General features: G+C 69.2%; 21 protein-coding genes. 7 read left to right on the top strand and 14 right to left on the bottom strand.

Going from position 1 to position 25,415, the window contains the following annotated elements:
• Nucleotides 1–224: 224 nt before the first annotated feature.
• From BWR60_RS29945 to BWR60_RS29970, 6 genes are all read right to left on the bottom strand, one after another.
• Complete coding sequence (locus tag BWR60_RS29945; RefSeq protein WP_088155928.1) at nt 225–1,868, bottom strand: phytoene desaturase family protein; 1,644 nt, start codon at nt 1,866–1,868, stop codon at nt 225–227.
• A gap of 8 nt (nt 1,869–1,876) precedes the next feature.
• On the bottom strand, nt 1,877–2,959 hold the full coding sequence (locus tag BWR60_RS29950; RefSeq protein WP_088155930.1) for an aromatic ring-hydroxylating oxygenase subunit alpha: 1,083 nt from the start codon (nt 2,957–2,959) through the stop codon (nt 1,877–1,879).
• Complete coding sequence (locus tag BWR60_RS29955; RefSeq protein ID WP_088155932.1) at nt 2,959–3,753, bottom strand: ABC transporter permease; 795 nt, start codon at nt 3,751–3,753, stop codon at nt 2,959–2,961. Before BWR60_RS29955 ends, BWR60_RS29950 begins: the two co-directional genes overlap by 1 nt.
• On the bottom strand, nt 3,753–4,631 hold the full coding sequence (locus BWR60_RS29960; RefSeq protein ID WP_088155934.1) for an ABC transporter permease: 879 nt from the start codon (nt 4,629–4,631) through the stop codon (nt 3,753–3,755). The genes BWR60_RS29955 and BWR60_RS29960 overlap by 1 nt, the downstream gene beginning before the upstream one ends.
• A 351-nt stretch (nt 4,632–4,982) precedes the next feature.
• Nucleotides 4,983–6,089, bottom strand: a complete 1,107-nt coding sequence (locus tag BWR60_RS29965) for an extracellular solute-binding protein (RefSeq protein ID WP_088155936.1) — start codon at nt 6,087–6,089, stop codon at nt 4,983–4,985.
• Between the two features lie 20 nt (nt 6,090–6,109).
• Nucleotides 6,110–7,252, bottom strand: a complete 1,143-nt coding sequence (locus BWR60_RS29970; protein WP_088155965.1) for an ABC transporter ATP-binding protein — start codon at nt 7,250–7,252, stop codon at nt 6,110–6,112.
• Nucleotides 7,253–7,510: 258 nt separating this feature from the next.
• Here BWR60_RS29970 and BWR60_RS29975 point away from each other — a divergent pair, with 258 nt between their 5' ends.
• Complete coding sequence (locus tag BWR60_RS29975; RefSeq protein WP_088155938.1) at nt 7,511–8,431, top strand: hypothetical protein; 921 nt, start codon at nt 7,511–7,513, stop codon at nt 8,429–8,431.
• A 366-nt stretch (nt 8,432–8,797) separates the two neighbouring features.
• Here BWR60_RS29975 and BWR60_RS29980 read toward each other — a convergent pair whose 3' ends face one another.
• The 6 genes from BWR60_RS29980 to BWR60_RS30005 all read right to left on the bottom strand — a co-directional run bounded on the left by BWR60_RS29980 (nt 8,798) and on the right by BWR60_RS30005 (nt 15,492).
• Nucleotides 8,798–9,712 (bottom strand): ABC transporter permease, encoded by a 915-nt coding sequence (locus BWR60_RS29980; RefSeq protein WP_088155940.1) that lies wholly within the window; start codon nt 9,710–9,712, stop codon nt 8,798–8,800.
• The gene (locus tag BWR60_RS29985) at nt 9,709–10,686 is read right to left on the bottom strand and encodes an ABC transporter permease (protein ID WP_088155941.1); all 978 of its coding nucleotides are present in this window, start codon (nt 10,684–10,686) and stop codon (nt 9,709–9,711) included. The genes BWR60_RS29980 and BWR60_RS29985 overlap by 4 nt, the downstream gene beginning before the upstream one ends.
• A 1-nt stretch (nt 10,687) precedes the next feature.
• Nucleotides 10,688–12,394, bottom strand: coding sequence for an ABC transporter substrate-binding protein (locus BWR60_RS29990; protein WP_179222006.1), 1,707 nt, complete (start codon nt 12,392–12,394; stop codon nt 10,688–10,690).
• A gap of 175 nt (nt 12,395–12,569) precedes the next feature.
• On the bottom strand, nt 12,570–13,379 hold the full coding sequence (locus tag BWR60_RS29995; protein ID WP_088155945.1) for a sugar phosphate isomerase/epimerase family protein: 810 nt from the start codon (nt 13,377–13,379) through the stop codon (nt 12,570–12,572).
• Nucleotides 13,380–13,393: 14 nt separating this feature from the next.
• On the bottom strand, nt 13,394–14,512 hold the full coding sequence (locus BWR60_RS30000) for a Gfo/Idh/MocA family protein (RefSeq protein ID WP_088155947.1): 1,119 nt from the start codon (nt 14,510–14,512) through the stop codon (nt 13,394–13,396).
• 32 nt (nt 14,513–14,544) lie between these two features.
• Entirely contained in the window at nt 14,545–15,492 is a 948-nt protein-coding gene (locus tag BWR60_RS30005) for a sugar phosphate isomerase/epimerase family protein (protein ID WP_088155949.1), read from the bottom strand.
• 221 nt (nt 15,493–15,713) lie between these two features.
• Between BWR60_RS30005 and BWR60_RS30010 the strand changes: the two genes are divergently transcribed.
• Nucleotides 15,714–16,748 (top strand): LacI family DNA-binding transcriptional regulator, encoded by a 1,035-nt coding sequence (locus BWR60_RS30010; protein ID WP_088155951.1) that lies wholly within the window; start codon nt 15,714–15,716, stop codon nt 16,746–16,748.
• Nucleotides 16,749–16,868: 120 nt separating this feature from the next.
• Here the strand turns inward: BWR60_RS30010 and selD are convergent, their stop codons facing one another.
• On the bottom strand, nt 16,869–17,939 hold the full coding sequence (selD, locus tag BWR60_RS30015) for a selenide, water dikinase SelD (protein WP_088155953.1): 1,071 nt from the start codon (nt 17,937–17,939) through the stop codon (nt 16,869–16,871).
• A gap of 16 nt (nt 17,940–17,955) precedes the next feature.
• Entirely contained in the window at nt 17,956–19,080 is a 1,125-nt protein-coding gene (locus BWR60_RS30020; RefSeq protein WP_088155955.1) for a transglutaminase-like domain-containing protein, read from the bottom strand.
• Nucleotides 19,081–19,481: 401 nt separating this feature from the next.
• On the opposite strand from BWR60_RS30020, the gene fdnG reads away from it, so the two are divergent.
• The 5 genes from fdnG to BWR60_RS30050 form a co-directional block, all read left to right on the top strand.
• A complete protein-coding gene (fdnG, locus tag BWR60_RS30030; RefSeq protein ID WP_144445809.1) occupies nt 19,482–22,571 on the top strand; it encodes a formate dehydrogenase-N subunit alpha in 3,090 nt (1,029 codons plus the stop codon).
• Between the two features lie 11 nt (nt 22,572–22,582).
• Nucleotides 22,583–23,527, top strand: a complete 945-nt coding sequence (gene fdxH, locus BWR60_RS30035; protein ID WP_088155961.1) for a formate dehydrogenase subunit beta — start codon at nt 22,583–22,585, stop codon at nt 23,525–23,527.
• Nucleotides 23,524–24,234, top strand: coding sequence for a formate dehydrogenase subunit gamma (locus BWR60_RS30040; protein ID WP_179222007.1), 711 nt, complete (start codon nt 23,524–23,526; stop codon nt 24,232–24,234). Before fdxH ends, BWR60_RS30040 begins: the two co-directional genes overlap by 4 nt.
• 51 nt (nt 24,235–24,285) lie before the next feature.
• A complete protein-coding gene (gene fdhE, locus BWR60_RS30045; RefSeq protein ID WP_088155963.1) occupies nt 24,286–25,203 on the top strand; it encodes a formate dehydrogenase accessory protein FdhE in 918 nt (305 codons plus the stop codon).
• 1 nt (nt 25,204) lies between these two features.
• Nucleotides 25,205–25,415, top strand: a 211-nt coding sequence (locus tag BWR60_RS30050; RefSeq protein WP_429913048.1) for a hypothetical protein, incomplete at its 3' end; no start/stop codon positions are given.

A 25,415-nucleotide genomic window follows, 5' to 3' on the forward strand; every position in this document is an offset into this window, starting at 1 on the left:
TTCCTTCCCCCCCCTCCCCTTGCGGGAGGGGGCTAGGGGGAGGGGTCTGCGCGCGTCCGCGCGCGAATGGTCTTTGATCGACCTTTCCGTGGAAGCGGGTCTGCGGCAGTCCGGGGCCGGATCGACCCGAGAGAACCCCCTCCCCCTACCCCCCTCCCGCRAGGGGAGGGGGGACAAGGAAGAGACAGCCTCTGGGATTCTTCCGACCAATATCCGACTCCGCCTCACGCCCTCTTCGCCTTGACGTCGCGCAGGATCTCGCGCGCGGCGTTGTGGCCCGGGATGCCGGAGACGCCGCCGCCCGGATGCATCGACGAGCCGCAGATGTAAAGCCCCCGGAACGGCGTGCGGTAATCGGCATAGCCGGAGACCGGGCGCTGGAAGAACAGCTGGTCGGTCGACAGCTCGCCATGGAAGATGTGGCCCTGCGGCAGCGCCACGATGCGCTCGATGTCCGGCGCCACCAGCAGCTGGGCCTCGATCACGTCGTTCGAGAAGCCGGGCGCGTATTCCTCGATCGTGTCGAACACGGTCTTCTTGAACTTGTCCTTCTCGGTCGCCCAGTCGCCGCCCTTCAGCGTGTAGGGGGCGTGGCCGCCGAACAGGTTGACGACATGCTTGCCCGGCGGGGCCAGGCTGTCGTCGACGATGGTCGGCACCACCGGGGTCAGGAACGGGCGGCTGGAGTACCAGCCGTATTTCGCGTCGTCATAGGCGCGCTCGAGATAGTCGATGTCGGGCGCGATGTGCATGTAGGTCGGGTAGCTGAAATTGCCCAGCGCGCCGTCGGCCCGCACCTTGTCGAGGATGCGGTATTGCGGCGGCCGCTCGCAGGCGATGTTCATCTTGAAGGCGGTGGAGAAGCTGCGATAGCCGCGGATCTCGCGCAGCACCTCGGCCGGCAGATGCGCCTCGCCGATCATGTCGAGATAGAGCGTCTTGGCGCTGGCGTTGGAGACGATGATCCGGGCGGAATAGGTGTCGCCCGCCTTGGTGGTCACCGCCGTGGCGCGGTCGCCGGTCAGCCGCACCTCGGCGATCTCGGCCTCGGTGACATGGTCGACGCCGATGGTCCGGCCGTAGGAGGCCAGCGCCTGGGTGATCGCGCCCATGCCGCCCTTGATGAAGCCCCAGCCGCCCGCGCCCTCATGCTCGCCCATGATGTGGTGCATGATGACGTAGGCCGACCCCGGCGTCTTCGGCCCGGCGAAGGTGCCGATCGAGGCGTAATAGGCCAGGACCGCCATCACCCGGTCGTCCTCGAACCATTCGCGCAGGAAGTCGTAGGCGCTCATGCTCAGCATGTCGGCGACGCGGTACATCTTGCGGCCGATCTTGCGGTGCCGCCACAGCAGGGCGGCGCTGTCGCGGAAGCCGCGCCAGTCGCGCCGGGCCGGGTCGACCGGCGTCTCCCACAGGAGCTTGCGCACGATCTGCGCCGCCTCCTGCAGGTAGCGGTCGAACTCCGGGTAGATCGCGGCGTCCTTCTGCGAGAACTTGGCGAAGCTGGCCTGGGTCTTGGCCATGTCGTCGGAGAAGACGATGTAGTCGTCGTTCGACACCGGCGAGACCATGTCCGAGCAAGGCAGCACCTGCAGCCCGTGCTTCGCCAGCTCGAAATCGCGGATGATGCGCGGGTGCAGCAGGCTCATCAGGTAGGAGAAGATCGAGGCGCGGAAGCCGGGCGCGATCTCCTCGGTCACCGCGGCGCCGCCGAGGACCTTGCGGCGCTCCAGCACCAGCACCTTGAGGCCGGAGCGGGCGAGGTAGTTGGCGCAGACCAGGCCGTTATGGCCGGCGCCGATGATGATGGCGTCGTAGCGCTTGGCCGCCGTGCTGTTGCCCTGGGGGATGGACGTCGTGGTCATCGCTCTCTCTATTCGGCGGCGGCGCGGTGGCTCGGGGCGGGATCCGCCATGCCGCGGCGGACCATGTCCTGGAAGGCGTGCACGGCATGCTCGTGCTTCGGCGACAGCGGGCCGCGCTGGTAGATGCCGGCGTTCAGGTTGCGCTGCACCCCGGTGATGATGTCGAGGTCCTCGCTGACGATCTGGGCCGACCATTCGATCGACTGGCGGTTCTCCGCCGCCTTCTCCGGCGACACGTCGGTGAAGAAGTACCAGTTGATGTGGCGCAGCCGGCCGGCGCCCAGCGGCTCCAGCGTCGCGATCGAGCTGCCCCAGTCGTAGAGGTTCAGCATCAGGAACGGGAAGCGGTAGAAATAGACGCCGCGGGTCAGGCCGCCGTCGCGTTTCGGCGCGTGCAGGTGGAACATGCCGGCATCACCGTGCACGTCGATGCGGTAGCGCTCCATGTCCAGCGACGCGCACAGGCCGGGATGCATGGTCCGGCAGTGGTAGCATTCGAGGTAGTTCTCGCCATAGGTCTTCCAGTCGACCTCGCAATCGCGGTTCTTCTCGGCGAACCAGTGCTGCTGCTCCAGCGGATAGTCGGCGGCCAGGGCGTCGATCGGCCCGAGCCAGTCGCGCAGCCCCTGCCCCTCCGGCGCGATGCGCAGGAACACCAGGCCGCGCCACTCCTCGGCGGAAATGCGGAACAGGCCCCATTCCTCCGGATCGAAGGCGGGGGCGGAGCCGAAATCGGGCGACCGCTTCAGCCTGCCGTCCAGCGTGTAGCTCCAGCTGTGATAGGGGCAGACCACCAGGCGCGGGCACTGCCCCTCCGGCTTGGTCAGCAGCTGGGCGCCGCGGTGGCGGCAGACATTGTGGAAGGCGCGCACCTGCCCGTCCTCGCCGCGGATGGCGAAGACCGGATAGCCGGAGACCGTGCCGGTGACGTAGTCGCCCGGGTTGCGCAGCCGGGCGCCCCAGGTGAACAGCATCCAGTGCCGGGCGAAGATGCGCTGGCGCTCCTGCTCATAGCGCTCCGGGTCGCGGTACCAGGCGGCGGGCAGGGTCCAGGTGACGCCGTCCGGCGCGGCCAGATTCACGGGGGTCATCACGCCACCTCTCGGTCGGTCGCCGCCGGCTCGCGGCCGGCGCGCAGGATCTGCAGGATCACCAGCAGCAGGGTGACGGCGAACAGCACCGTCGCCGCCGCCGCGATGGTCGGGTCCACCCGCTCGTTGATGCCGTCCCACATCTTGCGCGGCAGGGTGTAGACCGCGCGGGCGGCGATGAAGAGGGTGACCACGATCTCGTCCCAGGAGGTGAGGAAGGCGAAGACCCCGCCGGCCAGGATGCCGGGCAGGATCTGCGGCAGGATCACCCAGCGGATGGTCTGGGACTGGGAGGCGCCGAGCGAGCGCGACGCCTGGTCCTGGCGCGGGTCGACCGAGGCCAGGGCGGCCGAGACCGTGACCAGGACATAGGGCGCGGCCAGCAGCGTGTGCGCCAGGATCACCCCGGCGAAGCTGTCCAGCAGCCCGACATTCGCGAAGAAGCGGTAGAAGGCCAGCGCCGAGACCACCGGCGGCACGATCAGCGGCGCCAGGGCCAGCATCCGGGCGAATTCGCCCAGCGCCGAGGACAGCCGCCACAGCCCGATCGCCGCCAGCGTGCCCAGCGCCACCGACAGCGCGGTGACCGCGAGGCCGATGCCGAGGCTTTGCAGCATCGCCGAGCGCCACTGGTCGTCGCCGAACAGCGTGGCGTAGTGCTGGAAGGAGATGCCGTCGGTCGGCAGCGACAGGTACCGGTTCGGCGTCACCGACAGCGGCATCGCCACCAGAGTCGGCAGCATCAGGAACAGCAGCACGGCCCAGCACAGGGCGACCAGGACGGACCAGCGCATCAGGCCCCTCCCCCGAACAGGCGGCGGACATCGACGACGCGGGACAGGAGCGCGATCAGCGCCAGGACGGAGAGCAGCAGCACCGAGGCCATCATGGTGCCGACGCCCCAGCGCACGGTCTGGAAGATCTGCAGCCGGACGTACTCCGCGATCATCACCACCTTGCCGCCGCCGAGGATCGCCGGCGTCACCAGGAAGCCGAGCGACAGCACGAAGACCAGCAGGCTCGCCGCGAAGATCCCGGGCAGCGACAGCGGCAGGAACACCTTCGCGAAGGTGCGCGCCGGCCCGGCGCCGAGCGAGCGCGAGGCCGCGGCCAGCGCCGGGTCGATGCCCTTCATCCCGGCATAGAGCGGCAGCACGGCATAGGGCACCATGTAATGCACCATGCCGACCAGCACGCCGAACTCGTTGCGCACCAGCGGCAGCGGCTCGGTGATCAGGCCGAGCCCGGCCAGCGCCCCGTTCACCAGCCCCTCGCTGCGCAGCAGGGTCAGCCAGGCGAAGGCGCGGACCAGCACCGACACCCAGAACGGCACCAGCACGAAGGCGGTGATCCAGACCCGGTGCCGCGGCGAGGCGTGCAGCATGACATAGGCGACCAGGTAGCCGAGGACCACGGCGCAGAGCGTGGTCCAGGCGGCGACGCGGAACGTGGTTCCCTGCACCCGCTGCATGGCGCCGGAATCGACCAGCCGCTGGTAGTTGCCGAGGCCCGGCGACGGGTCGGTGACGCTGATCCACAGGATGTTGGCCAGCGGCAGCAGATAGAGCAGCAGCAGCGCCGCCATCAGCGGCAGCACCAGCGCCCAGGCCGACGCCGTGCTCCGGCGCCGGGCGGCGAAGGGCGGTGCGGCCAGGGAGGCGGATGCGGTCATGCCGACGGCCCGGAGCAGTGAGCCATCATGGCCAGCCCCGCCGCCTCAAGGCCTGCCGGATTCACAGGTCGATGAAGCAGAGACCATTTCGAGCATGAGAATGCGTGGCCTCTCCCGCTTGCGGGAGAGGTCGGGCGTCCGAAGGACGACCGGGTGAGGGCCAGCGGTCTTGCCAGGCTCACAGGCCTCGCCACGAGCGAGCGCATGAACCGGCCCATCCTGAAACGACGATCTGAGTGTCGAGGCCGCGAAGCCCTCACCCGGAGCCGCTTCGCGTCTCCGACCTCTCCCGCAAGCGGGAGAGGCAACGCGCGTGATGCTTGATGGATGTGTGTGGACGACAGAGGCATCTCAGCCCGCCATCAGGTCGAGGAAGTCGTTCTGCACGCTGTCGTAATTCTCGGCGTACCAGGCGCTGTCGATCGGGATCTGGCGTTTGTAGTTGGGCTCGTAGCCGCAATCGATCTTCTGCAGCTCGGGCGACAGGGTCGTGCTGGCCGCCGGGTTGGCCGGGCCGTTGCCGAGCAGCTTCAGGAGTTCGACCTGCCGCTCCGGCACCTGGGTCGAGGCGAGGTAGTCGAACACCGCCGGCCCGGCCGGGTTCTTCACCAGCACGGGCGCCACGCCGGGCGCGACGATGCCCTGGTCCCAGGTCCAGGTCAGCTTGCCGCCGGAATCCCGGTCCAGCACCGAGGCGCGGGTGCACCAGATCGGGCCCATCGTCACCTCGCCGTCGCGGAACAGCTGCTGGCTTTCCGCCCCGCCGCCCCACAGCAGGAACTGGTCGCGGTTGTCCTTGAGGATGGCGAAGGCCTTCTGCACATCGAGCGGGTACAGCTTGTCCGGCTCCACCCCCGACCCCAGCAGCACCGCTTCCAGCGACCCGACCAGCCATTTGTAGATCGCCCGCTTGCCCGGGAAATCCTTGAAGTTCAGGTAGTCCTTGAAGCCGTTCGGCACCTTGCCGCCGGTCTTCTCGACATTGTAGGCGTTGACGGTCGAGTACATGTACAGGGCGCAGCCGTATTCGAAGACGAATTCGGGGCGCACCTTCGACTTGTCGACCTTGCTGTAGTCATAGGGCTGGATCAGCCCCTGCTTGCTGAGGATCGGCAGGTAGAAGCCGTCGGCGTCGGTGCAGTCCCACACCACATTGCCGCTGTCGATCATCGCCTTGATCGCGCCCGGCGTCGGCTCGGCGCCCAGCACCGTGACCTTGATGCCGCTGTCCTTGGTGAAGGGCTCGCCCCAGGCCTTGCCCCAGGCCGGCACGGCGTCGCCGCCGAAATTCACCACCACCACCTCCTGCGCCGCGGCCCTGGCCGGACCGGAGACGAGCAGCGGCGTGACGCCGAGCGCGCCGAGCACGGCCAGGAAGCCGCGCCGGTCGATCTGCCCCGCCGCGAACCGCTCCGCCGCGATGGCGGCGAGATCCGCGCGATACCGTGATGCCGTCATGTCTGCCCCCTGTCTGTTGGTCAGGCCGATCTGTCGTCGGCCTCGTCTTCGATCAGCACGGTGGCCTCGGGCGCCCAGCCGACCCAGGCGGTCGCGCCGAGGCCGAGATCCGGCGCCGCCTCCCAGGCGAAGCCGGTGGCGGTGACCGGGCCGAAGGCGTCGGTGGCCACCACCATCTGCCTTGTGGCGCCGAGATAGGCGATGTCGATGACGCGGCCGGGCACGCGGTTGGCCATCTCGCGCGGCTCCTGCGCCGCCACCCGCACCTTCTCCGGCCGCAGCGCCAGCAGCACGCCGCGGCCCTGCGGCGGCGTCGCCGCGCCGCGATGCACCACCGCGGCGGCGCCGGTCTCCAGCCGGACCAGCGCGCCGTCGCGCCCGGCCACGCGGCCGGCGATGCAGTTGCTCTTGCCCAGGAACTCGGCGACGAAGCGGGTGCGCGGCTGCTCATACAGCTCGTCCGGCGCGCCGGCCTGGACCAGCCGGCCGCGATTCATCACCGCCACCCGGTCGGCCATCGACAGCGCCTCGTCCTGGTCGTGGGTGACCAGGATGAAGGTGGCGCCCAGGTCGCGGTGGAGCGTCTTCAGCTCCAGCTGCATCTCGGCCCGCAGCTGGCGGTCCAGCGCGCCCAGCGGCTCGTCGAACAGCACGATGTCGGGGTCGAACACCAGGGCGCGGGCCACGGCGACGCGCTGCTGCTGGCCGCCGGACAACTGCTTCGGGTACCGGTCGTCGAAGCCGTCCAGCCGCACCCGGGCGATGGCCTCCCCGACCTTCGTCGCGATCTCCGCCCGGCCGAGGCCACGGACGCGCAGCGGATAGGCGATGTTCTCGGCCACATTCATGTGCGGGAACAGGGCATAGCCCTGGAACACCATGCCGAAATTCCGCTTCTCCGGCGGCACGGCGGTGACGTCGCGGCCATCGACCGCGATCCGGCCGGCGCTGGGCGCGACGAAGCCGGCGATCATCATCAGCAGCGTGGTCTTGCCGGAGCCGGAGGGGCCGAGCAGGGTCAGGAACTCGCCGCCCGGAATGTCCAGCGACACCTCGTCGACGGCGCGGATCGGCCCGTAATGGCGCGACAGCCGGGCCAGCGCCAGGCTGTGCGCCCCCTGCCCCGCCCGGGGCGCCGGAGCCTGCGATCGGTCGGCTCTCATGAGCATCGATCCCGCCTCCTGCTAAGCCATCTTTTTCATTCTTGTGAAAACAGCGTGGAGAGGATGACGAGGCCTGTCAAGCCCGATCGGCAGCACAAAACTCTCGTTCTTCTGCTTATCGCACGAGCATTGCGCCCATCGCCCGCGGGCAAAGCTCTCTTTCAACCACATGAAAATTGAGCCGGATCTCGGGCTGGACACCGCCGCGCCTTGCGCGTGTCATCGACGGATCGGCAGCGCACCCCCATCTGAATCGGCATGTCGCCCGACGGACACGACCGCATCCTGAGCCGCGTGACCATCCGCCCCGCCGCCGGCAAGGCGGGGATAGAGGCGCGGCTGCCCTATGACCGGGGAATGGTGCAGCGGCTGATGCGGACATTTCCCCGCGCCCGCTGGCGCGAGGCCGAAGGGGTGTGGTTCATCCCCGGCACCACCGCCGAGCGCCGGCTGACCCGCTTCCTGGCCGAGCAGCTGCCGCCCGGCGGCGACCATGCCGACGCCAAGGGCCGCGACGCCCATGAATTCGACCCGATCGACAGCCGCTATCTGGAGGTCGGCGACGAGCTGCTGGTGCGCACCCCCTATTCCCGCACCGTGGTCGCGCAGATGCATGCCATCCCGTGGAGCTGGTGGGAGGCCGAGACCAAGACCTGGCACGTGCCGTTCCGGTCCTATGACGAGCTATGGCGGCGCTGGCCGGAGATCGAGGCCGCGGCCCGGCGCAACGAGCCGGAAGAGCGCCGCCGGCGCCAGGAGGCGGAGTGGACGCCGGAGCGGCAGCGCCGCGCCGCCCTGCTGGCCGCCGAGCGGCGCCGCCACCGCTATCCGGTGCTGGCCGGCGACCCGCCGCCCCTGGACCGGCCGGTGATGACCGAGCGCTTCGGCATGCTGGTGTTCACCGGCAGCGACGGGGAGATCGCCGAGGCGCCTGACCCCGCCGGCATCTATGCCCATGCCGACCCCGCAGCCGGCGACTACATCTGGGCGGGCTGGCGCCGGCCGGGGCTGGAGGAACTGATCGGCGTCTGGGCTGCCCGGGCCGAGCCCGGCCCGGCGGAGCAGGCCCGCGGCTGGTGGCAGCCGACCCGCGAGGAGTTGCGCCAGGCCCGCCGCGAGGCCCGCGTGCGCGACCGGATCCGCGAGCGCCGCCGGCTGGATGCGGAGGCGGCGTCGTAGAGCGGATGGGTTGGAACTGATCGAGTCATCTCGATCATATCAAGGCGGTAACGTGTTGCCTCTCCCGCCTGGCGGGAGAGGTCGGACGTCCGCAGGACGGCCGGGTGAGGGGTGGTCCCGGCCTTGACGAAATCCCCTCACCCGGAGCCGCTTCGCGTCTCCGACCCCTCCCGCAAGCGAGACTTTTTCAGAATTCCAAACACCGTCATTGCGAGCGCAGCGAAGCAATCCAGGGGCCGGTGCGCACCGGCCCCTGGATTGCTTCGTCGGCTTCGCCTCCTCGCAATGACGGCGAGGGAGAGGCGTTGTGAAAAGGTCTCGCAAGCGGGAGAGGCAATTCGCTCCCGATCCCGAACACGGCCTGCCCTAGCCCTTCCGCCTCCGCCGCCGCAGCGCCCGGCGCAGGCCGCGCTGGGAGCGTAGGCGCGGATTGGTCAGCTCGTCGATCGCGTAGTTCAGCAGCGAGAAGGCGAAGGCGACGATGGCAATGCAGGCGCCGGAGGGGACGAAGGTCCACCACGCGCCGGTCAGGAGGCTGGAGTTGTTCGCCGCCCAGTACAGGTTGGTGCCCCAGCTGACGGCGCTGGTGTCGCCGAGGCCGATGAACTCCAGCCCCGCCTGGGCGCCGATGCCGTAGACCACCGAGCCGACGAAGCTGGCGGCGACGATCGACAGCATGTTCGGCAGGATCTCGACGAAGACGATGCGCAGCCGGGTCTCGCCCAGCATCTCCGCCGCGATGACGAAGTCCTTCTCGCGCAGCGCCAGGGTCTGCGCCCGCAGCACCCGGGCCGGCCAGGCCCAGCCGGTGACGGTCAGCACCAGGACGATGGTGGTGTGGCCGGGCGGCAGGAAGGCGGCCAGCACGATCAGCAGCGGCAGGCTGGGCATGATCAGGAAGACGTTGACCACCAGCGACAGCAGGTCGTCGGTGCGGCCGCGGACATAGCCGGCGGTCATGCCGACCAGCGTGCCCAGCGCGGTGGTCAGGATGCCGACCAGCACGCCGGCGCTGAGCGAGATGCGCGAGCCCCACACCGTCTGCGCCAGCACGTCCTGGCCGGAGCTGGTGGTGCCGAACCAGAAGGCGGCCGAGGGCGGCTGGTTCGGCCGGCCGACGAAGTCGTTCGGGTCGCCCGGCGCGATCACCGGCGCCAGCAGCGCGATGGCGGCGGCCAGCAGCAGGATGATGCCGCCGGCCAGCGCCTTGCGATCGGAGAACAGGGCCAGGGTGCGGCGGGCGGAGCGCGGCGGGGCCGAAGGGATCGCGGAATCGGTCATCTGAGCCGCACCCGCGGGTCGAGCCGGATATAGAGCAGGTCGACCAGCAGATTGGCGGTCAGCACCGCCGCGGTGATCAGCAGGAACAGCCCCTGGATCAGCGGGTAGTCGCTGCTGCGCACCGCGGTCAGCAGCAGGAAGCCCATGCCGGGATAGGAGAACACCACCTCGGTCAGCAGCGACCCGCTGAGGATGAAGCCGAGCGACATGCCGAAGGCGGTGACGTTGGGCAAGAGGGCGTTGCGCGCGGCGTAGGACAGCATGACCCGGCGCATGGTCAGCCCCTTGGCCTCCGCCATGGTGACGTAGTCCTCGGCCAGCACGCCGATCATCGAGTTGCGCATGCCGAGCAGCCAGCCGCCAATCGAGACGGCGACGATGGTCAGGGCCGGCAGTGCCAGGTGATGGGCGACGCTGAGCAGGAACTCCGCCGTCAGCCCCGGCTGCAGCGTGTTGTCGTAGCCGTGCCGCAGCGGGAACCAGCCGGAGCGGAAGCCGAGCAGGTACAGCGCCAACGTCGCCAGCCAGAAATAGGGGAAGGAGTGCAGCAGCATGGTCACCGGCGGCAGCACGGCATCGGCCAGCCGGCCGCGCTGCCAGGCCGACAGCACGCCGAGCAGGCTGCCGATGGCGAAGCTGAGGAGGAGCGCGGTGAGGCCCAGCAGCAGGGTCCAGGACAGGGCCGAGCCGATGACGTCGAGCACCGGCGCCGGGAAGTAACTGATCGAGGTGCCGAAATCGCCCTGCAGCGCATGCGCCAGATAGGTCAAATACTGCACCGGCAGCGGGTCGTCCGACAGGCCGTAGGCGGTCTTCATCGCCGTCAGCGCGGCCGGGTTCAGCTGGCCGTGGAAGCGGGCGAAGATCGCGATCGACGGGTCGCCGGGCATCAGCCGCGGCAGGATGAAGTTCAGCGTCAGCGACGCCCAGGCCGCCACCAGGTAGAAGCCCAGGCGCCGCGCGATATAGGACATCTCAGGCCGGCGTCAGCGCGGTCAGCACCAGCAGCGCCTCCGAGGCGATGCTGGGGCCGAGCAGCGCATAGGGCGCGTCGGCCGACGGGAAGCCCTTGAACTTGGCCGTGCTGCATTCGCCCCATTGCGGGCCGGGATACAGCGGGATGGCCGGCCATTCGTCGAGGAAGGCCTGCTGCATCTCCCGCGCCAGGCCCTTCTGCTGTGCCTCGTCGGCGGTGGCGGCGAAGGTCTCCAGCAGCCCGTCGATCTTCGGGCTGCCATAGCGGTGCCAGTTGACCGCCGCGACCTCGCCCACCGGCCGGCTGACCTTGCCGGACATCAGCGACTGGAAATGGTCATAGGGCGTCGGGTTGATGCTGGTGCTGCCGAGCGACAGCTGGAACGCGCCCTTGTAGGTGGCGTCGTACCAGGCCGTGACCTCGACCCCGCGCAGCTTCACCCGGATGCCGATCTCCTTCAGGTTCTGGGCGATGATCTGCCCGGCCTGGACCCAGTCGGACCAGCCCGAGGGCATCACCAGCTCGAACTCCAGCGGCGTCCCGTCCGGCGCCTTGCGGACATCGCCGTCGCGGGCGTAGCCGGCGGCGTCGAGCATCGCGTTGGCCTTGGCCGGGTCGTGCGAGACCAGGTCCTTGCCGGCCTCGACCACGCCCGGGTCCTTCCACTGGGCGTAGAGGTCGCTCATGCCCGTGGCGTCGGCCGGCCGGGTGTAGTCATAGACCGCGACGGTGCAGATCTGCTGCCGGTTGACGCCCATGCCGATCGCCTTGCGCAGCACGATGTCGTCGAGCGGCTTCTTCGCCGTGTTGGCGTAGAGCATCACCATCTCGCCGATCAGCGGGTACCAGTAGCGGAAATGATCGGGGTTGCGGGCGACGAAGGTGTTCGCGACATCCGGGATGAACAGCTGCATCCATTCGAAATCGCCATTGATCAGGCCGAGCGTGCCGGCGTCGTTCGAGGCGTAGGACGGGAAGGCCAGCCCCTCGATCCCCGGCTTGCCGGCCTGCCAGTAGTTGGGGTTGCGGTGCAGCTCCCAGTACTGCGGCTTGAACACCGTGACCTGGGTGAAGGGGCCGGTGCCGACCGGGTTGTCATTGGCGAAGGTGACCGGGTCGGCGACGTCCTTCCACACATGCTCCGGCACGATCGACTGCTGGCCGATGGCGTAGAGCGCCGGGGTGAAGGCGCGGCTGAAATCGACGGTGCAGGTGTGGTCGTCGGTGGCCGCGGCACCGGTCATGGTGTCCATCACACCGCGGATGCCGCCGGAGCCGGACAGGCCCGGGTTCTTCTTCAAGAGGTTCAGGGTGAAGGCGACGTCGCGGGCGGTGAAGGGCTGGCCGTCGGACCATTTCACCCCGTCGCGCAGGGTGAAGGTCAGCCGCTTGCCGTCGTCGCTGAAGCCCCAGCCGGTGGCGAGCCACGGCGTGGTCTTGCCGGTGGCGGTGCTGAACACCAGCATCGGCTCATGGATCGCATACTGGGTCGGGAACAGGGAATCCGGCACCAGCGGGTTGAAGTTGCGCACCCAGGACGCGGCCTGGCCGGCGCCGATCCGCAGCAAGGGCGCGCCGGAGCCGTCCTGCGCCCGGACGAAAGGCGCGCTGCCGGCCAGGATGCCGGCGGCGCCGGCCGCCTGCAGCAGGCCGCGGCGGGTGAGATGGAATGGTCCCTGTTTGTGATGGCGAGAGATCGTCTTCATCGCGGTCCCTTTCGCTCTAGGTTTGAGTGGAGGTCTATCTCCACCCGTCATTGCGAGCCGAAGGCGAAGCAATCCAGGGCCGCTCGCATCGGCCCCTGGATCGCCGCGTCGCTACGCTCCTCGCGATGACGGGATTGGGTTGGGTTTGATGTGCCTTCCTCCGACATTCGTACGGTCAGATCGCCTCCAGCAGCTCCCGCACATAGCGGATGGCGCCGCGGGCGCTGTCGGCCTCGTCGGTGCCGATGCCGGCCTCGATGCAGAGCGGGCCGCGATAGTCGGCGGCCTTCAGCGTGCGCAGGATCTCCTTCAGGTCGGCGCCGCGGTCGCGGCCGTCATGGCCGATGCGCGGCTGCTGGCCGGCGCCGTCATAGGCGGTGACCTTGACGTGGCAGGTGAAGGCCGTCGGCGCCATCACCCGGATGCCGTCGCGCCAGGTGCCGCCGACGAAATTGCCGGTGTCCGGGCAGGTGCGGAACCAGGACGACCCGACCGTCTTCAGCAGCCCCTGGACATGGCCGGGGTCGAAGGAGGCGCCGCCATGATTCTCGATCAAGAGATGCACGCCGGTGTGCTCGGCCTCGGCCGCCAGCTCCTGGTAGCTCTCGACGATGCGGCCCAGCTCCTCCGCCGTGGTCGGCTCGCTGCCGCCGCTGTTGATGCGGATCGCCTCCGACCCCACGGCGCGGGCGACGTGGAACCACTGCTTGAGCGCCTCCAGGTCGGTGCGCCGGCGGTCCGGGTCGGCCGCGGAGATGTCGCCCATGTCGACGGCGATGTTGCGGACGCTGACGCCCGCCGCCTTGATCGCCTGGCGCAGTTCGTTGAGGTACGAGGCACTCTGGCTCGGGAAGAAGGCGGAGCACAGCTCGACCACGCCGAGGCCCAGCGCCTTGGTCGCGGCCGGCAGCTCGAGCTGGGTCATCGTCTTCTGGTGCAGGATCGGCTGGTGGTAGAGCCAGCCGGCGATGCCGAAGGTGTCCATCGGTGTCCTCTCCGTCAGAAGGTCGTGCGCAGCTCCACCGCCGCGCCGGTGCGGGCGGAATCGCTGCAGCGGACCATGATCTCGAGCGCGTGGCGGGCATGTTCGGCGCTGAGCACCGGCTGGGTGCCGTCGCGCACGCATTCCGCCAGGTGCTTGACCAGGATGGCGCGCTTGAGCGTCTGCCACTGGTGGTCCAGGTCGCCCTCGACCGGGACCGGCTTCGGCAGCGTCCAGCCATCCTCGGCCGGGGCGGCGCCCAGCCGGTACAGCTCCAGCGGCGGCAGCGCCGGGTTGGAGTGGTGGTTGTAGAGGTTCAGCGTCCCGGCCCGGCCGAAGATCTCGACATGCGGGCTGCGGGCGGCGTTGACGTTGTAGCTGCCGTCGACCACGGCGAAGGTCGACCCGCCGAAATCCAGCATCATCAGCGTGTTGTCGTCGGCCGTGACCTCGATCTCCAGCCCAGCGAAGGGGCCGGCGCGGACCTTGCGCACCGGCTCGGTGATGCCGGAGAAGGCGACCACCCGCTTGGCCGGCCCCAGCAGGCCGGTGATGTCGTGAATGCCGTAGACGCCCATGTCGAGCAGCGGGCCGGACCCCTTCTGGTAGAACCAGGTCGGGTCCAGCGGCCAGGCCCCGACCGCCGGCCCGCCATGCGAGCCGCGGACCCGGGCGAAGCAGGGCTTGCCGATCGCGCCCTCGGCGATCAGGCGCCTGGCCTCGACCCGGTTCTGGTACAGCAGGTTCGGCGGGGCGACGACGCATTTCAGCCCGCGCGCCGTGGCGATCCCGACCAGTTCGTCCGCCTCCTCCAGCGTGCTGGCCAGCGGCTTTTCCAGCACCAGGTGCTTGCCGGCCTCGAGGATCGTCTTCGACGTGGCGTAATGCAGCGGGATCGGCGTCAGGTTCACGACCAGGTCGAGATCCGTCCGCTCCAGCATCTGGTCCAACGATTCATGGGCGTGCGGGATGCCGTGGTCGCGCGCCACCTGGGCCGCGCGGCCGGGCACCGGGTCGGCGATCGCGACCGTGGTCACCAGATCGGGGATCAGGGTCATCCCGGGCAGGAAGCCGCCCGACGCGGTGGCGATGGTCCCCGCCCCCAGGATACCGGCACGCAGAACGCGATCGGTCACTTCACCCCTCCGTTCGACGGCACGAGACAGGATCAGGCGGCGGCGCGCTCGGCCTGCTGCAGCAGCTCGCCGAAATATTCGAGGAACAGGGCGGCCTGGGAGTCGACGAAGTCGCGGCCCTGGATCTCGTTCCGCTCGTTCAGCGCCAGGTGGCAGTATTCGAAGCAGACATAGCCGTCATAGCCGATCTCGGTCATCGCCCGGACGAAGGCCGGATAGTTCGGCACGTCCTCGCCGAAGCGGTACGGGTATTGCACCACCCGGCCCTTGGCATCGCGCTTGAACTCGCCCGAGGCGTGCGAATGCACCTGCAGGCCACGGCCGGCCAGGCAGGCCTGGCGCATGTAGTCGTCTTCCTGCCGGGTCATCAGCGGCGCGTCGAGGCAGGCCATGAAGGCCGGCGAGCCGACCTCGCGCACCATGTCGATCACGTCCTGGTGGTGGCGGATCACCGGCCCGTGATTCTGCAGCGCCAGCACCACGCCTTGGTCCTCGGCGAAGCGGGCCAGCTCGCGGAAGGCGGCGCGGGCCTGCTGCCAGATCTCCAGCCGCGTGGTGTCACGCCAGATCTCCTCCCAGCGCCGCCGGGCCACGTCGTAATGAGCCAGGCCGTCGGCACGGGTGGTGACGCCGGGCCAGGCCAGGAACACGCGCAGGATCTTCGAGCCGAGATCGGCGGTGAGGCGGATCTGCTCGCGCACCATCAGGATCTGCGGCTCGAGATGGTCCGGCACCGGGGTGGTGAAGTCGTTGTTGGCGGCGACGGCGGCGATCTCGATCCCCTCGCCCGCCGCGACCCGCTTGATCTCCCGCCGCGCCGCGGCGTCGAGATCCATCGGGTTGCCGTGCGGCCGCTTGCCGTCGAGCTCGATGCCGGCGAAGCCGAGCTGCCGCGCCTTGCGGATCAGGTCGGGCAGCGACAGCGCCTCGCCGCGATACCAGATGCCGGCATAGGACACGCTGTACAGGCCGAGCTTCATCACGCCCTCCCCCTTCCGACGCCGGCCACGGCTGGCGCTGCAATTTCATGCAACGAACTGCAAGATTTTCACAACGCTGCCGCGAGTCCCACCGGGCGTCAACCAGATTCTCGATCGGCCATGGCGTTCTTTGAAAACACTGCACTGCAAGATTTGCAGAAAGCTTGCAGCGACAGCGGCTTCCATGATCTGGTGCGGCAGGCTCCCGTCGGGGATCAGGAATGACCGAGCGCGTCACGTTGTTCGACATCGCCCAGGCCGCGGGCGTCTCCACCGCCACCGTGTCGCGGGTGATCACCGGCCGCGGGCCGGTGAGCGAGGAGATGCGGCGCCGGGTCGAGGCCGCGGCCGAGGCGCTGCAGGTCAATGTCGCCGATCGCGGCCGCGCCGCCGGGCGGCAGACCGGCACCATCGCGCTGGTGCTGAACCATCTCGACTGGCCGATCATCCCGGACTGGCTGGCGGCGGCGCACCGCGCCTTGGCCGGCTTCGGCTACAACGCCATCGTCACGGCGTCGGAAGGCGGGTCGGCGGTGCGGCAGCACTGCACCCGGCTGATCGTCGAGGGCCAGGTCGACGGCGCCATCTTCTACAGCCCGCAGGGCGAGACCTACACCGCGATCCTGGAGCAGCTGGGCATCCCCGACCCGCAGCATCATGGCCGCGGGTCGTTCTGCATCGACCTGCGGCGCAAGCGCGGCTTCTACGTGCTGGTCGACGAGGACCAGGTCGGCCGGCTGGCCGCCACCCATCTGGTCAGCGCCGGCGCCCGCAGCATCGCCATGATCGCCGGGCCGCAGGACGCCACGGTCAGCACCGCGCGGCAGAAAGCGTTCCTGGACGCCGTGGCCGCGCTGGGCCAGCCGCGCGACGGCATCCTGACCGAGGCGGCGGGCAGCTGGACCTTCGACGGCGGCTACGCGGCGATGGGCGCCGTGCTGGCCCGCAACGACCGCGTCGACGGCCTGTTCGTGGCCAGCGACAACGCCGCCATCGGGGCGCTGCGCCTGCTGCATGAGCGCGGGGTGACGGTGCCGGGCGACATGATCCTGGTCAGCGTCGACAACATGCTGGACGGCGCCTACAGCATCCCGTCGCTGACCACGATCGACATCCGCGTGCGCGACCGCGCCGAGATCGCCGTGTCCGAGCTGGTGCACCTGATGGAGGAGGACCGCGCCGAGCCGAAAGACGTCGCCGTCCCGGTCAACATCGTGGTGCGGGAGTCGTCACGGTTCCTGACGCGGCGGGGGTGAGGCGGCGACGCGCCTCTCACCGTCATTACGAGGAGGCGAAGCCGACGAAGCAATCCAGGGGCCGGTTCGCATTGGCCCCTGGATTGCTTCGCTGCGCTCGCAATGACGATCTCTTGGGGATCACCCCTCGATGCGCACCCCGGCCGGGCCAGCCTCGACCGTGCCGATGCGGCGGGCGGCGGGATGGCCGGCGGCCACGATCCGCGCCAGCAGGTCGTCGGCCTGATCCGCGGCGCAGGACACCAGCAGCCCGCCCGAGGTCTGCGGGTCGGTCAGCAGGTGGCGGCGCCACTCCGGCAGGCCGGGCGGCAGCGTCACCTCCGGCCCGTAGCTGGCCCAGTTGCGGTGCGAGGCGCCGGTGACGAAGCCGTCCTGCGCCAGCGCCTCAGCCTGGGCGAACAGCGCCGGCCCGTCGGCGCGGATCGCCAGGGTGACGCCGGCGCCGCGCGCCATCTCCAGCCCATGGCCGAGCAGGCCGAAGCCGGTGACGTCGGTGACCGCGTGCACCGCCGCCTCCCGGCCCAGCGTGGCGCCGATGCGGTTGAGCTGGGTGGTGCTGGCGATCAGCTCGGCATAGCCGTCGGCCGACAGCACCTTCTTCTTGAAGGCGGCGGAGTAGATGCCGACACCCAGCGCCTTGGTCAGGATCAGCGCGTCGCCGGGCCGAGCGCTGGAGTTGCGGCGCAGCTCCGACGGCCGGCAGGTGCCGATCACGGCGAGGCCGTAGATCGGCTCCGGCGCGTCGATCGAATGGCCGCCGGCCACCGGGATCCCGGCCTCGGCGCAGGTGGCGGCACCGCCGGCCAGGATCTCGCGCACCGTCTCGGCCGGCAGCTTGCCCAGCGGCATGCCGAGGATGGCCAGCGCGAAGATCGGCTGGCCGCCCATGGCATAGACGTCGGAGATGGCGTTGGTCGCCGCGATCCGCCCGAAATCGCGCGGGTCGTCGACCACCGGCATGAAGAAGTCGGTGGTGGCGATGACGCAGCGGTCGTCGTCGAGCTGCCAGACCGCGGCGTCGTCGCCGGTCTCGGTGCCGACCAGCAACTGGCGGAACCGCGTCGCCGCCGGCTGGCCGGCCAGCAGCTCCTGCAGCACGGCGGGGGCCAGCTTGCAGCCGCAGCCGCCGCCATGCGCCAGGCTGGTCAGCCGCACTGGTGCGGCATCACTGTCGCGGGTTGCGAGGACCATGGGGTCTTCCCTCCGATCAGACCGAGATCTCGGCCGCGTCCAGGCTGTAGGCGAAGGTGTCGGCGTCGAGGCAGTCGAGCCGGACGCCCGCCACCTCGGCCTGCGGATACATCAGGAAGGCGACCGCCGGCCCGGCGCTGCCGGGCAACGCCACGTCATGGGCGTCGTTATAGGCGATCCAGTTGCCCTCCCAGGCGCCGAACAGGCCGCCGCGGGCCGCCGCGACCTTCGGATCGTCGAGGGCGAGCTGCCCCGGCGGCTCCTCCAGGGCCACCTTGCGCACATCGGCGGGATCGACCGGGACCCAGCCGAAGCTGTCCAGATGCACCTCGGCCCGGCAATGCTGCGCCTTGGTCACGGCGGGGCTGTTGGCGCCGAGGCTCTTGTAGCCGAAGCGGGACGCCGCCACACGGATGCCGTAGACGTCCCGCGCCGGAATGCCGGAGGCGCGCGCCAGGCCGACATAGAGGGCGTTGAGATCGGCGCATTTGCCGCCGAGATAGCCGGTCTGCAGCATCGCGGCGATATCGCCGAGGCCACAGCCGCGGACAGCGGCGTCGCGAAAGGTGTTCAGCACCACCCATTCATAGATCGCGCGCGCCTTGGCGAGTTCGCCCTCGGCGCCGGCGGTGATCCGGTCCGCCGTCTCCTTGACGATGCCGTCGGTCGGGATCAGCGCCGTGGGCCGGAGATAGCGCTGGCGCTCCGCATCGGTCAGGGGCTGCGTCGCGCCGGGCGCCGCCAGCGCCACCGCGCGGTCGCGCAGCGCGGCCGAGCTGGTCACCTCCGCGCTGGGCGCCGTCTCGCCATCGGCCCAGACCAGATGCAGCATGGCGGCGCCGGAGGCGGCATCGCGCTCGATCGTGGCGGAGGCCGCGTTGGTGGTCCACCGGGTGTTGTCGCCAGGGCGGATCCAGGCCGCCGCCTCGATCGAGGGCAGCGGCACCCAGGCCTGGAGGCGGCCGGTACCGCCGTCAGGCCGCTTGGGCGCGATCCGGGTCGTCAGCGTGAACCGCCGCCAGTTACCCGGCGCCGGGGCGAACACGGCATCGGCCGCCGCGGCCCGCCCGGCCAAAGCGGGGGTTGCCAGGGCGGCGGACAGGGCGACGCCCGCCCGGAGGACGTCACGGCGGCTGGTCATGGTCGGGTTTCCTGTGTGCGCAGGCGCGGATAGCCCGGCATGGGCGGCCGCAGGACTTCGGGATAGGGAATGGCGGCACCAGCGGCCAAGCGTTATCGCGCCGCCCTGCGGGCAGCCGGAAGTGCCTGTCGGCATCGATGCAGCCCCGCGACGCGGGAGCGCTGGGGAACGCCACGCGGCGATTAGACGGCGAAGCCGGGCGGAAGGTCAATCGGAAGCCTGCCGCGACTCACCGCCACGGCGCTCATCAGCCCTGCACGAAGAGTCACAATAAGCTGTTGTAATAGCAAAACAATACGAAGGTATAGGGTGCCATCGGCCGTTTGACTTGGAACCGTTCCAAGGGTAGCATTTCCCGGATTTGGCTCGTCTTTTGCGGAACTGGCTTCCAGGAGGTCCAGATGGACATGAAGCTCTCGCGCCGCGGCTTCCTGAAAGGGGCCGGCGCGGGTGTGGCGGGGACGACGCTGGGGGCCTTCGGCTTCGGCGATATCGAGACGGCCTATGCCGCCGCGATCCGGCCCTTCAAGCTCGCCAACACCGTTGAGACCCGCAACACCTGCACCTACTGCTCGGTGGCCTGCGGCATCATCCTCTACTCCAAGGGCGACCTGCGGAAGGGCGAGAAGGCGGAGATCACCCATATCGAGGGCGACGCCGACCACCCGACCAACCGCGGCACGCTGTGCCCGAAGGGCGCGGCGCTGCTGGACACGGTCCGGTCCGCCACCCGGCTGAAGCACCCGATGCTGCGGCGCGCCGGCAGCGACAAGTTCGAGCAGGTCACCTGGGACGAGGCGCTGGACAAGATCGCCCGCGCCATGAAGGACGACCGCGACGCGAACTTCATCGCCAAGAACAAGGACGGCACGACGGTCAACCGATGGCTGACCGCCGGGTTCCTCGCGGCCTCGGCGACCACCAACGAAACCGCCTTCGCCACCTACAAGGTGGTGCGCAGCACCGGCATTCTGGCGTTCGACAACCAGGCGCGCGTCTGACACGGCCCGACGGTGGCGAGTCTCGCCCCGACATTTGGCCGTGGAGCCATGACGAACTCCTGGACCGACATCAAGAACACCGACCTCGTCATCATCATGGGCGGCAATGCCGCCGAGGCCCATCCCTGCGGCTTCAAATGGGTGACCGAGGCCAAGGCCAACCGCGGCGCCAAGCTGATCGTGGTCGACCCGCGCTTCACCCGCTCGGCGTCGGTGGCGGACTATTACGCGCCGATCCGGCAGGGCACGGACATCGCCTTCCTGCTGGGCATGATCAACCAGTGCATCCAGAACGACCGGGTGCAGTGGGAGTATGTGAAGGCCTTCACCAACGCCACCTTCCTGGTGAAGGAGGGCTTTGCCTACAAGGACGGCCTGTTCACCGGCTATGACGAGCAGAAGCGCGACTACGACAAGTCGACCTGGGACTACGAGATCGGCCCGGACGGCTATGCCGTGGTCGACGACACGCTGCAGCATCCGCGCTGCGTGTGGAACCTGCTGAAGCAGCACGTCGCCCAGTACACGCCGGAGATGGTCGAGCGGATCTGCGGCACGCCGAAGGACAAGTTCCTGAAGGTGGCCCAGATGGTGGGCGAGACCGCGTCGCCGACCAAGGCGATGACGTCGATGTACGCGCTGGGCTGGACGCAGCACTCCAAGGGCTCGCAGAACATCCGCACCATGGCGATGCTGCAGCTGATCCTGGGCAACATCGGCATCCGCGGCGGCGGCATGAACGCCCTGCGCGGCCATTCCAACATCCAGGGGCTGACCGATATCGGGCTGCTGTCGAATTCGCTGCCCGGCTACATGAACCTGCCGCTGGACAAGGAAAAGGACTTCGCCACCTACATGTCGACCCGCGGCTACAAGCCGCTGCGGCCGAACCAGACCAGCTTCTGGCAGAACTACAAGAAGTTCTTCGTCAGCTTCCAGAAATCGATGTTCGGCGCGGCGGCGACGCCGGAGAACGACTTCGCCTATGACTGGCTGCCGAAGCTGGACGTGCCGAACTACGACATCCTGCGGTCCTTCGACCTGATGAAGCAGGGCAAGGTGAACCTCTATTTCTGCCAGGGGTTCAACCCGCTGCAGGCCTTCCCGAACAAGGGCAAGCTGGCCGAGGCGCTGGCGAAGCTGAAGCTGCTGGTGGTGATGGACCCGCTGGAGACGGAAACGGCGCGGTTCTGGGAGAATCACGGTGTCTACAACAACGCCGACACCGCCGCGATCCAGACCGAGGTGATCCAGCTGCCCACCACCTCCTTCGCCGAGGATGAGGGGTCGCTGGTCAATTCCGGGCGCTGGCTGCAATGGCACTGGCCGGGCGGCACCCCTCCGGGCGAGGCGAAGACCGACGCCTGGATCATGGCGCAGATCCATCTGCGGCTGAAGGAGATGTACAGGAAGGAGGGCGGGGCCTTCCCCGACCCGATCGTCAACCTGAACTGGTCCTATGCCGACCCGGGCGAGCCGAAGCCGGAGGAGCTGGCGAAGGAGATGAACGGGTCCGCCTTGGTGGACCTGTTCGACCCGGCCGACCCGACCAAGAAGATCGTCGAGGCCGGCAAGCAGCTGCCGAACTTCGCGGTGATGCGCGACGACGGGTCGACCGCCAGCGGCTGCTGGATCTATGCCGGCAGCTTCACCGAGGCCGGCAACATGATGGCCCGGCACGACAACTCCGACCCGGACGACACCGGCACCTTCGCCAACTGGGCGTTCGCCTGGCCGGCGAACCGGCGGATCCTGTACAACCGGGCGTCCTGCGACGTCTCCGGCAAGCCCTGGGATCCGTCGCGCAAGCTGATCGAGTGGAACGGCAGCAAGTGGACCGGCTACGACGTCCCGGACATCTCGCCGACCGCGAAGCCGGAGGATGTCGGGCCGTTCATCATGAACGCCGAGGGCGTGTCGCGGCTGTTCGCCCGCGGCCTGATGCGCGAGGGCCCGTTCCCGGTGCATTACGAGCCGTTCGAGAGCCCGGTCGCCAACGTCATCGCGCCGAAGGTGCGGGGCAACCCAGCGGCGCGGGTGTTCGCGGATGATTTCGCGCAGTTCGCCGACATCGCGTCGCCGGACTTCCCCTACGCCGCGACCTCCTACCGGCTGACCGAGCATTTCCACTACTGGACCAAGAACAACCATGTGAACGCGGTCCTGCAGCCGGAATTCTTCGTCGAGATCTCGGAGGAGCTGGCCAAGGAGAAGGGCATCGCCAAGGGTGGCTGGGTCCGCGTCTGGTCGAAGCGCGGCTCGGTCTTCGCCAAGGCGGTGGTGACCAAGCGGATCCGGCCGCTGGTGTGCGACGGCAAGACCGTCCACATCGTCGGCATCCCGATCCATTGGGGCTTCATCGGCGCCGCCCGCAAGGGCTTCGGGGCGAATGTCCTGACGCCCTTCGTCGGCGATGCCAACATCGAGACGCCGGAGTTCAAGGCCTTCTGCGTCAACATCGAGGCCTCGTCCGGGCCGGCGGTGGCGTGAGGAGATAAGGCATGTTCCCCCCACTCCCCAACCCCACCGTCGCCCCGACCGCCGCGAAGTTCGGCGACCAGGACCTGATCCGGCGCTCGGCCTCCACCATCACCCCGGCCGCCGTGCGGCAGACCGAGGTGGCCAAGCTGATCGACGTGTCGAAATGCATCGGCTGCAAGGCGTGCCAGTCCGCCTGCATCGAGTGGAACGACACCCAGGCGCAGCCGATCGGCGAGAATCTCGGCGTCTACGACAATCCGGCCGACCTGACGCCGGACATGTTCACGCTGATGCGCTTCACCGAATGGGAGAACCCGGAGACCCAGAACCTCGAATGGCTGATCCGCAAGGATGGCTGCATGCATTGCGAGGATCCGGGCTGCCTGAAGGCCTGCCCGGCGCCGGGCGCGATCGTGCAGTACTCGAACGGCATCGTCGACTTCGTGCACGAGAACTGCATCGGCTGCGGCTATTGCGTGAAGGGCTGCCCCTTCGACATCCCGCGCGTGTCGCAGACCGACCACAAGGCCTATAAATGCACCCTGTGCTCCGACCGCGTCGCGGTCGGGCTGGGGCCGGCCTGCCAGAAGGCCTGCCCGACCCAGGCCATCGTGTTCGGCACCAAGGACGAGATGAAGGAATGGGCCGATTTCCGGATCAAGGACCTGAAGTCGCGCGGCTTCGATAATGCCGGGCTGTACGACCCGCCGGGTGTCGGCGGCACCCATGTCATGTATGTGCTGCACCACGCCGACAAGCCGGAGATCTACGCCAACCTGCCGAAGAACCCGACCATCAGCCCGATCGTCGAGGCCTGGAAGGGCGTGACCAAGGTGGTCGGGCTGGGCGCCATCGGCTTCGCCGCGGTGGCCGGCGTGGTCCACCACCTGTTCGCCGGCGCCAACCGCGTGCAGCCGGAGGATGAGGAGCATGCCGAGGAACTGGCGGGAGGAGACCGGAGATGAGCGCCGACACCCCCCGCGTCCCTGACGACATCCAGCCGGGCGACGACGTCCATCCCGGCCGGCCGGTGGTGGTCAACCGCTACAATCTCGGCGCCCGGATCAACCACTGGATCACGGCGGTCAGCCTGGTGCTGCTGGCCCTGTCCGGCCTGGCGATGTTCCATCCCAGCCTGTTCTTCCTGACCGCCTTGTTCGGCGGCGGGCAGATGACGCGGACGCTGCACCCCTGGATCGGCGTGGTGCTGTTCTTCTCCTTCGCCGGCCTGTTCATCCGTTTCTGGAAAGCCAATCTGTGGAAGAGCGAGGACAACACCTGGCTGCGCCGGGCGCGCGACGTGCTGGCCGGGAACGAGGACAAGCTGCCGGAGCTGGGCAAGTACAATGCCGGCCAGAAATTCGTGTTCTGGGGCATGTCGATCCTGATCATCCTGCTGATCGCCAGCGGCATCGTCGTCTGGGACCAGTACTTCTTCGAGTTCACCACGATCGAGCAGAAGCGGATCGCCATCCTGGTGCATGCGGCGATGGCGGTGTTCGCCATCTGCGTCTGGATCGTCCATGTCTATGCGGCGATCTGGGTCCGTGGCACCATCGGCGCGATGACCAGGGGCAAGGTCTCCGGCGGCTGGGCGTGGCGGCACCATCGCAAATGGCTGCGCGAGCTGGTGGCCCGGAAGCCCGGCGCCGGCAAATCCGCGGCGCCCTGAGGCAGGGGCGCCTTCCGCATCACGTGGCCCGTCGGGTTCGTGAGGATCGAGATGAGTGATGAACTGGCCCGGCCCGACCCGACCGTGATCGGCGACGTCGCGGCCCCGCCCTTCGCCCGCCTGCCGGACCCGCTGCAGCAATGCATCGACCGCACGCTGCGCCTGCGGGTCCTGGCGGCAAACAGCGAGATCGGCCCCTATCTGCGCTTCCTGTCCGACCTGGTCGAGCTGCAGTACCGGATCCAGGACGACCTGCCCGAGCCGGCGCTGCCCGACGCGGCGGCGCTGGCGCGCGCCCGCGACCACGCCATGCCGCCGCTGGACCGCACCGGCTTCGCGCCCGACGCGGCCTTCGAGGCGATCTTCGACCGCTTCATCGGCGCCGCCGCGGACATCGACATGCCGCCGGCCGCCGCCGCGGCGCTGGAACGGGTGCGCGCGGCCGACGCGGCCGGCCGCGCCCGGCTGCTGCATGCGGTGCTGACCGACGACATCCCGGCCGACGCGCTGGCCGAGCACGCCTTCGCGGCGGCGGCGCTGCAGGTGCATTTCTCGCGCATGGCGGCACGGCTGGACGCCAAGGCGCTGGTGCCGGTGGGCAACGGCGCCTGCCCCTGCTGCGGCGCGCCGCCGGTCAGCACCATGGTGGTGAGCTGGCGCGGCATGCACAACATCCGCTTCTGCGCCTGCAGCCTGTGCGGCACCTGCTGGCACCAGGTCCGGATCAAATGCGTGCTGTGCGGCGAAGGCAAGGGCATCGGCTACCAGGAGGTCGAGGGCGGCGCCGGCACGGTGAAGGCCGAGACCTGCGACAGCTGCCACCGCTATGTGAAGGTGCTGTACCAGGTGAAGGAGGCCGATCTGGAGCCGGTGGCGGACGACGTCGCCAGCCTCGGCCTCGACCTGCTGCTGCAGCGGGAGGGCGCGTTCGAGCGCGGCGGCTTCAACCCCTTCCTGCTGGGCTATTGACGTGACGGCCGGCGCCGCCGCCCGCCTGCGCGGCCTGCCCTCGGTCGACCAGGTGCTGAAGACGCCGGAGGCCGTGGCGGCGCTGGCCGCCTTCGGCCATGCCCAGACCGCGGCCGCGGTGGTGGCCGCCTGGGCCCAGCTGCACGGGCTGGCGCTGCTGGTCATCTCCGGCCAGCTGGCCGACGATCTGGTGCGCGACGGCGGGCTGGACG

Origin of the sequence: Inquilinus limosus, assembly GCF_002195995.1 — a bacterium.
GTDB classification, from domain to species: domain Bacteria; phylum Pseudomonadota; class Alphaproteobacteria; order DSM-16000; family Inquilinaceae; genus Inquilinus; species Inquilinus limosus_C.

Bases quoted from the DNA above. Each gene is read 5' to 3' on its own strand.
- BWR60_RS29965 (WP_088155936.1), bottom strand. From the start codon at position 6,089: ATGACGGCATCACGGTATCGCGCGGATCTCGCCGCCATCGCGGCGGAG.
- fdhE (WP_088155963.1), top strand. From the start codon at position 24,286: ATGAGTGATGAACTGGCCCGGCCCGACCCGACCGTGATCGGCGACGTC.
- fdxH (WP_088155961.1), top strand. From the start codon at position 22,583: ATGTTCCCCCCACTCCCCAACCCCACCGTCGCCCCGACCGCCGCGAAG.
- BWR60_RS29980 (WP_088155940.1), bottom strand. From the start codon at position 9,712: ATGACCGATTCCGCGATCCCTTCGGCCCCGCCGCGCTCCGCCCGCCGC.
- BWR60_RS30010 (WP_088155951.1), top strand. From the start codon at position 15,714: ATGACCGAGCGCGTCACGTTGTTCGACATCGCCCAGGCCGCGGGCGTC.
- BWR60_RS29990 (WP_179222006.1), bottom strand. From the start codon at position 12,394: ATGAAGACGATCTCTCGCCATCACAAACAGGGACCATTCCATCTCACC.
- BWR60_RS29960 (WP_088155934.1), bottom strand. From the start codon at position 4,631: ATGACCGCATCCGCCTCCCTGGCCGCACCGCCCTTCGCCGCCCGGCGC.
- BWR60_RS29975 (WP_088155938.1), top strand. From the start codon at position 7,511: ATGTCGCCCGACGGACACGACCGCATCCTGAGCCGCGTGACCATCCGC.
- BWR60_RS30020 (WP_088155955.1), bottom strand. From the start codon at position 19,080: ATGACCAGCCGCCGTGACGTCCTCCGGGCGGGCGTCGCCCTGTCCGCC.
- BWR60_RS29955 (WP_088155932.1), bottom strand. From the start codon at position 3,753: ATGCGCTGGTCCGTCCTGGTCGCCCTGTGCTGGGCCGTGCTGCTGTTC.
- BWR60_RS30005 (WP_088155949.1), bottom strand. From the start codon at position 15,492: ATGAAGCTCGGCCTGTACAGCGTGTCCTATGCCGGCATCTGGTATCGC.
- BWR60_RS29995 (WP_088155945.1), bottom strand. From the start codon at position 13,379: ATGGACACCTTCGGCATCGCCGGCTGGCTCTACCACCAGCCGATCCTG.
- BWR60_RS30040 (WP_179222007.1), top strand. From the start codon at position 23,524: ATGAGCGCCGACACCCCCCGCGTCCCTGACGACATCCAGCCGGGCGAC.
- BWR60_RS29985 (WP_088155941.1), bottom strand. From the start codon at position 10,686: ATGTCCTATATCGCGCGGCGCCTGGGCTTCTACCTGGTGGCGGCCTGG.
- BWR60_RS29950 (WP_088155930.1), bottom strand. From the start codon at position 2,959: ATGACCCCCGTGAATCTGGCCGCGCCGGACGGCGTCACCTGGACCCTG.
- BWR60_RS29970 (WP_088155965.1), bottom strand. From the start codon at position 7,252: ATGAGAGCCGACCGATCGCAGGCTCCGGCGCCCCGGGCGGGGCAGGGG.
- BWR60_RS29945 (WP_088155928.1), bottom strand. From the start codon at position 1,868: ATGACCACGACGTCCATCCCCCAGGGCAACAGCACGGCGGCCAAGCGC.
- selD (WP_088155953.1), bottom strand. From the start codon at position 17,939: ATGGTCCTCGCAACCCGCGACAGTGATGCCGCACCAGTGCGGCTGACC.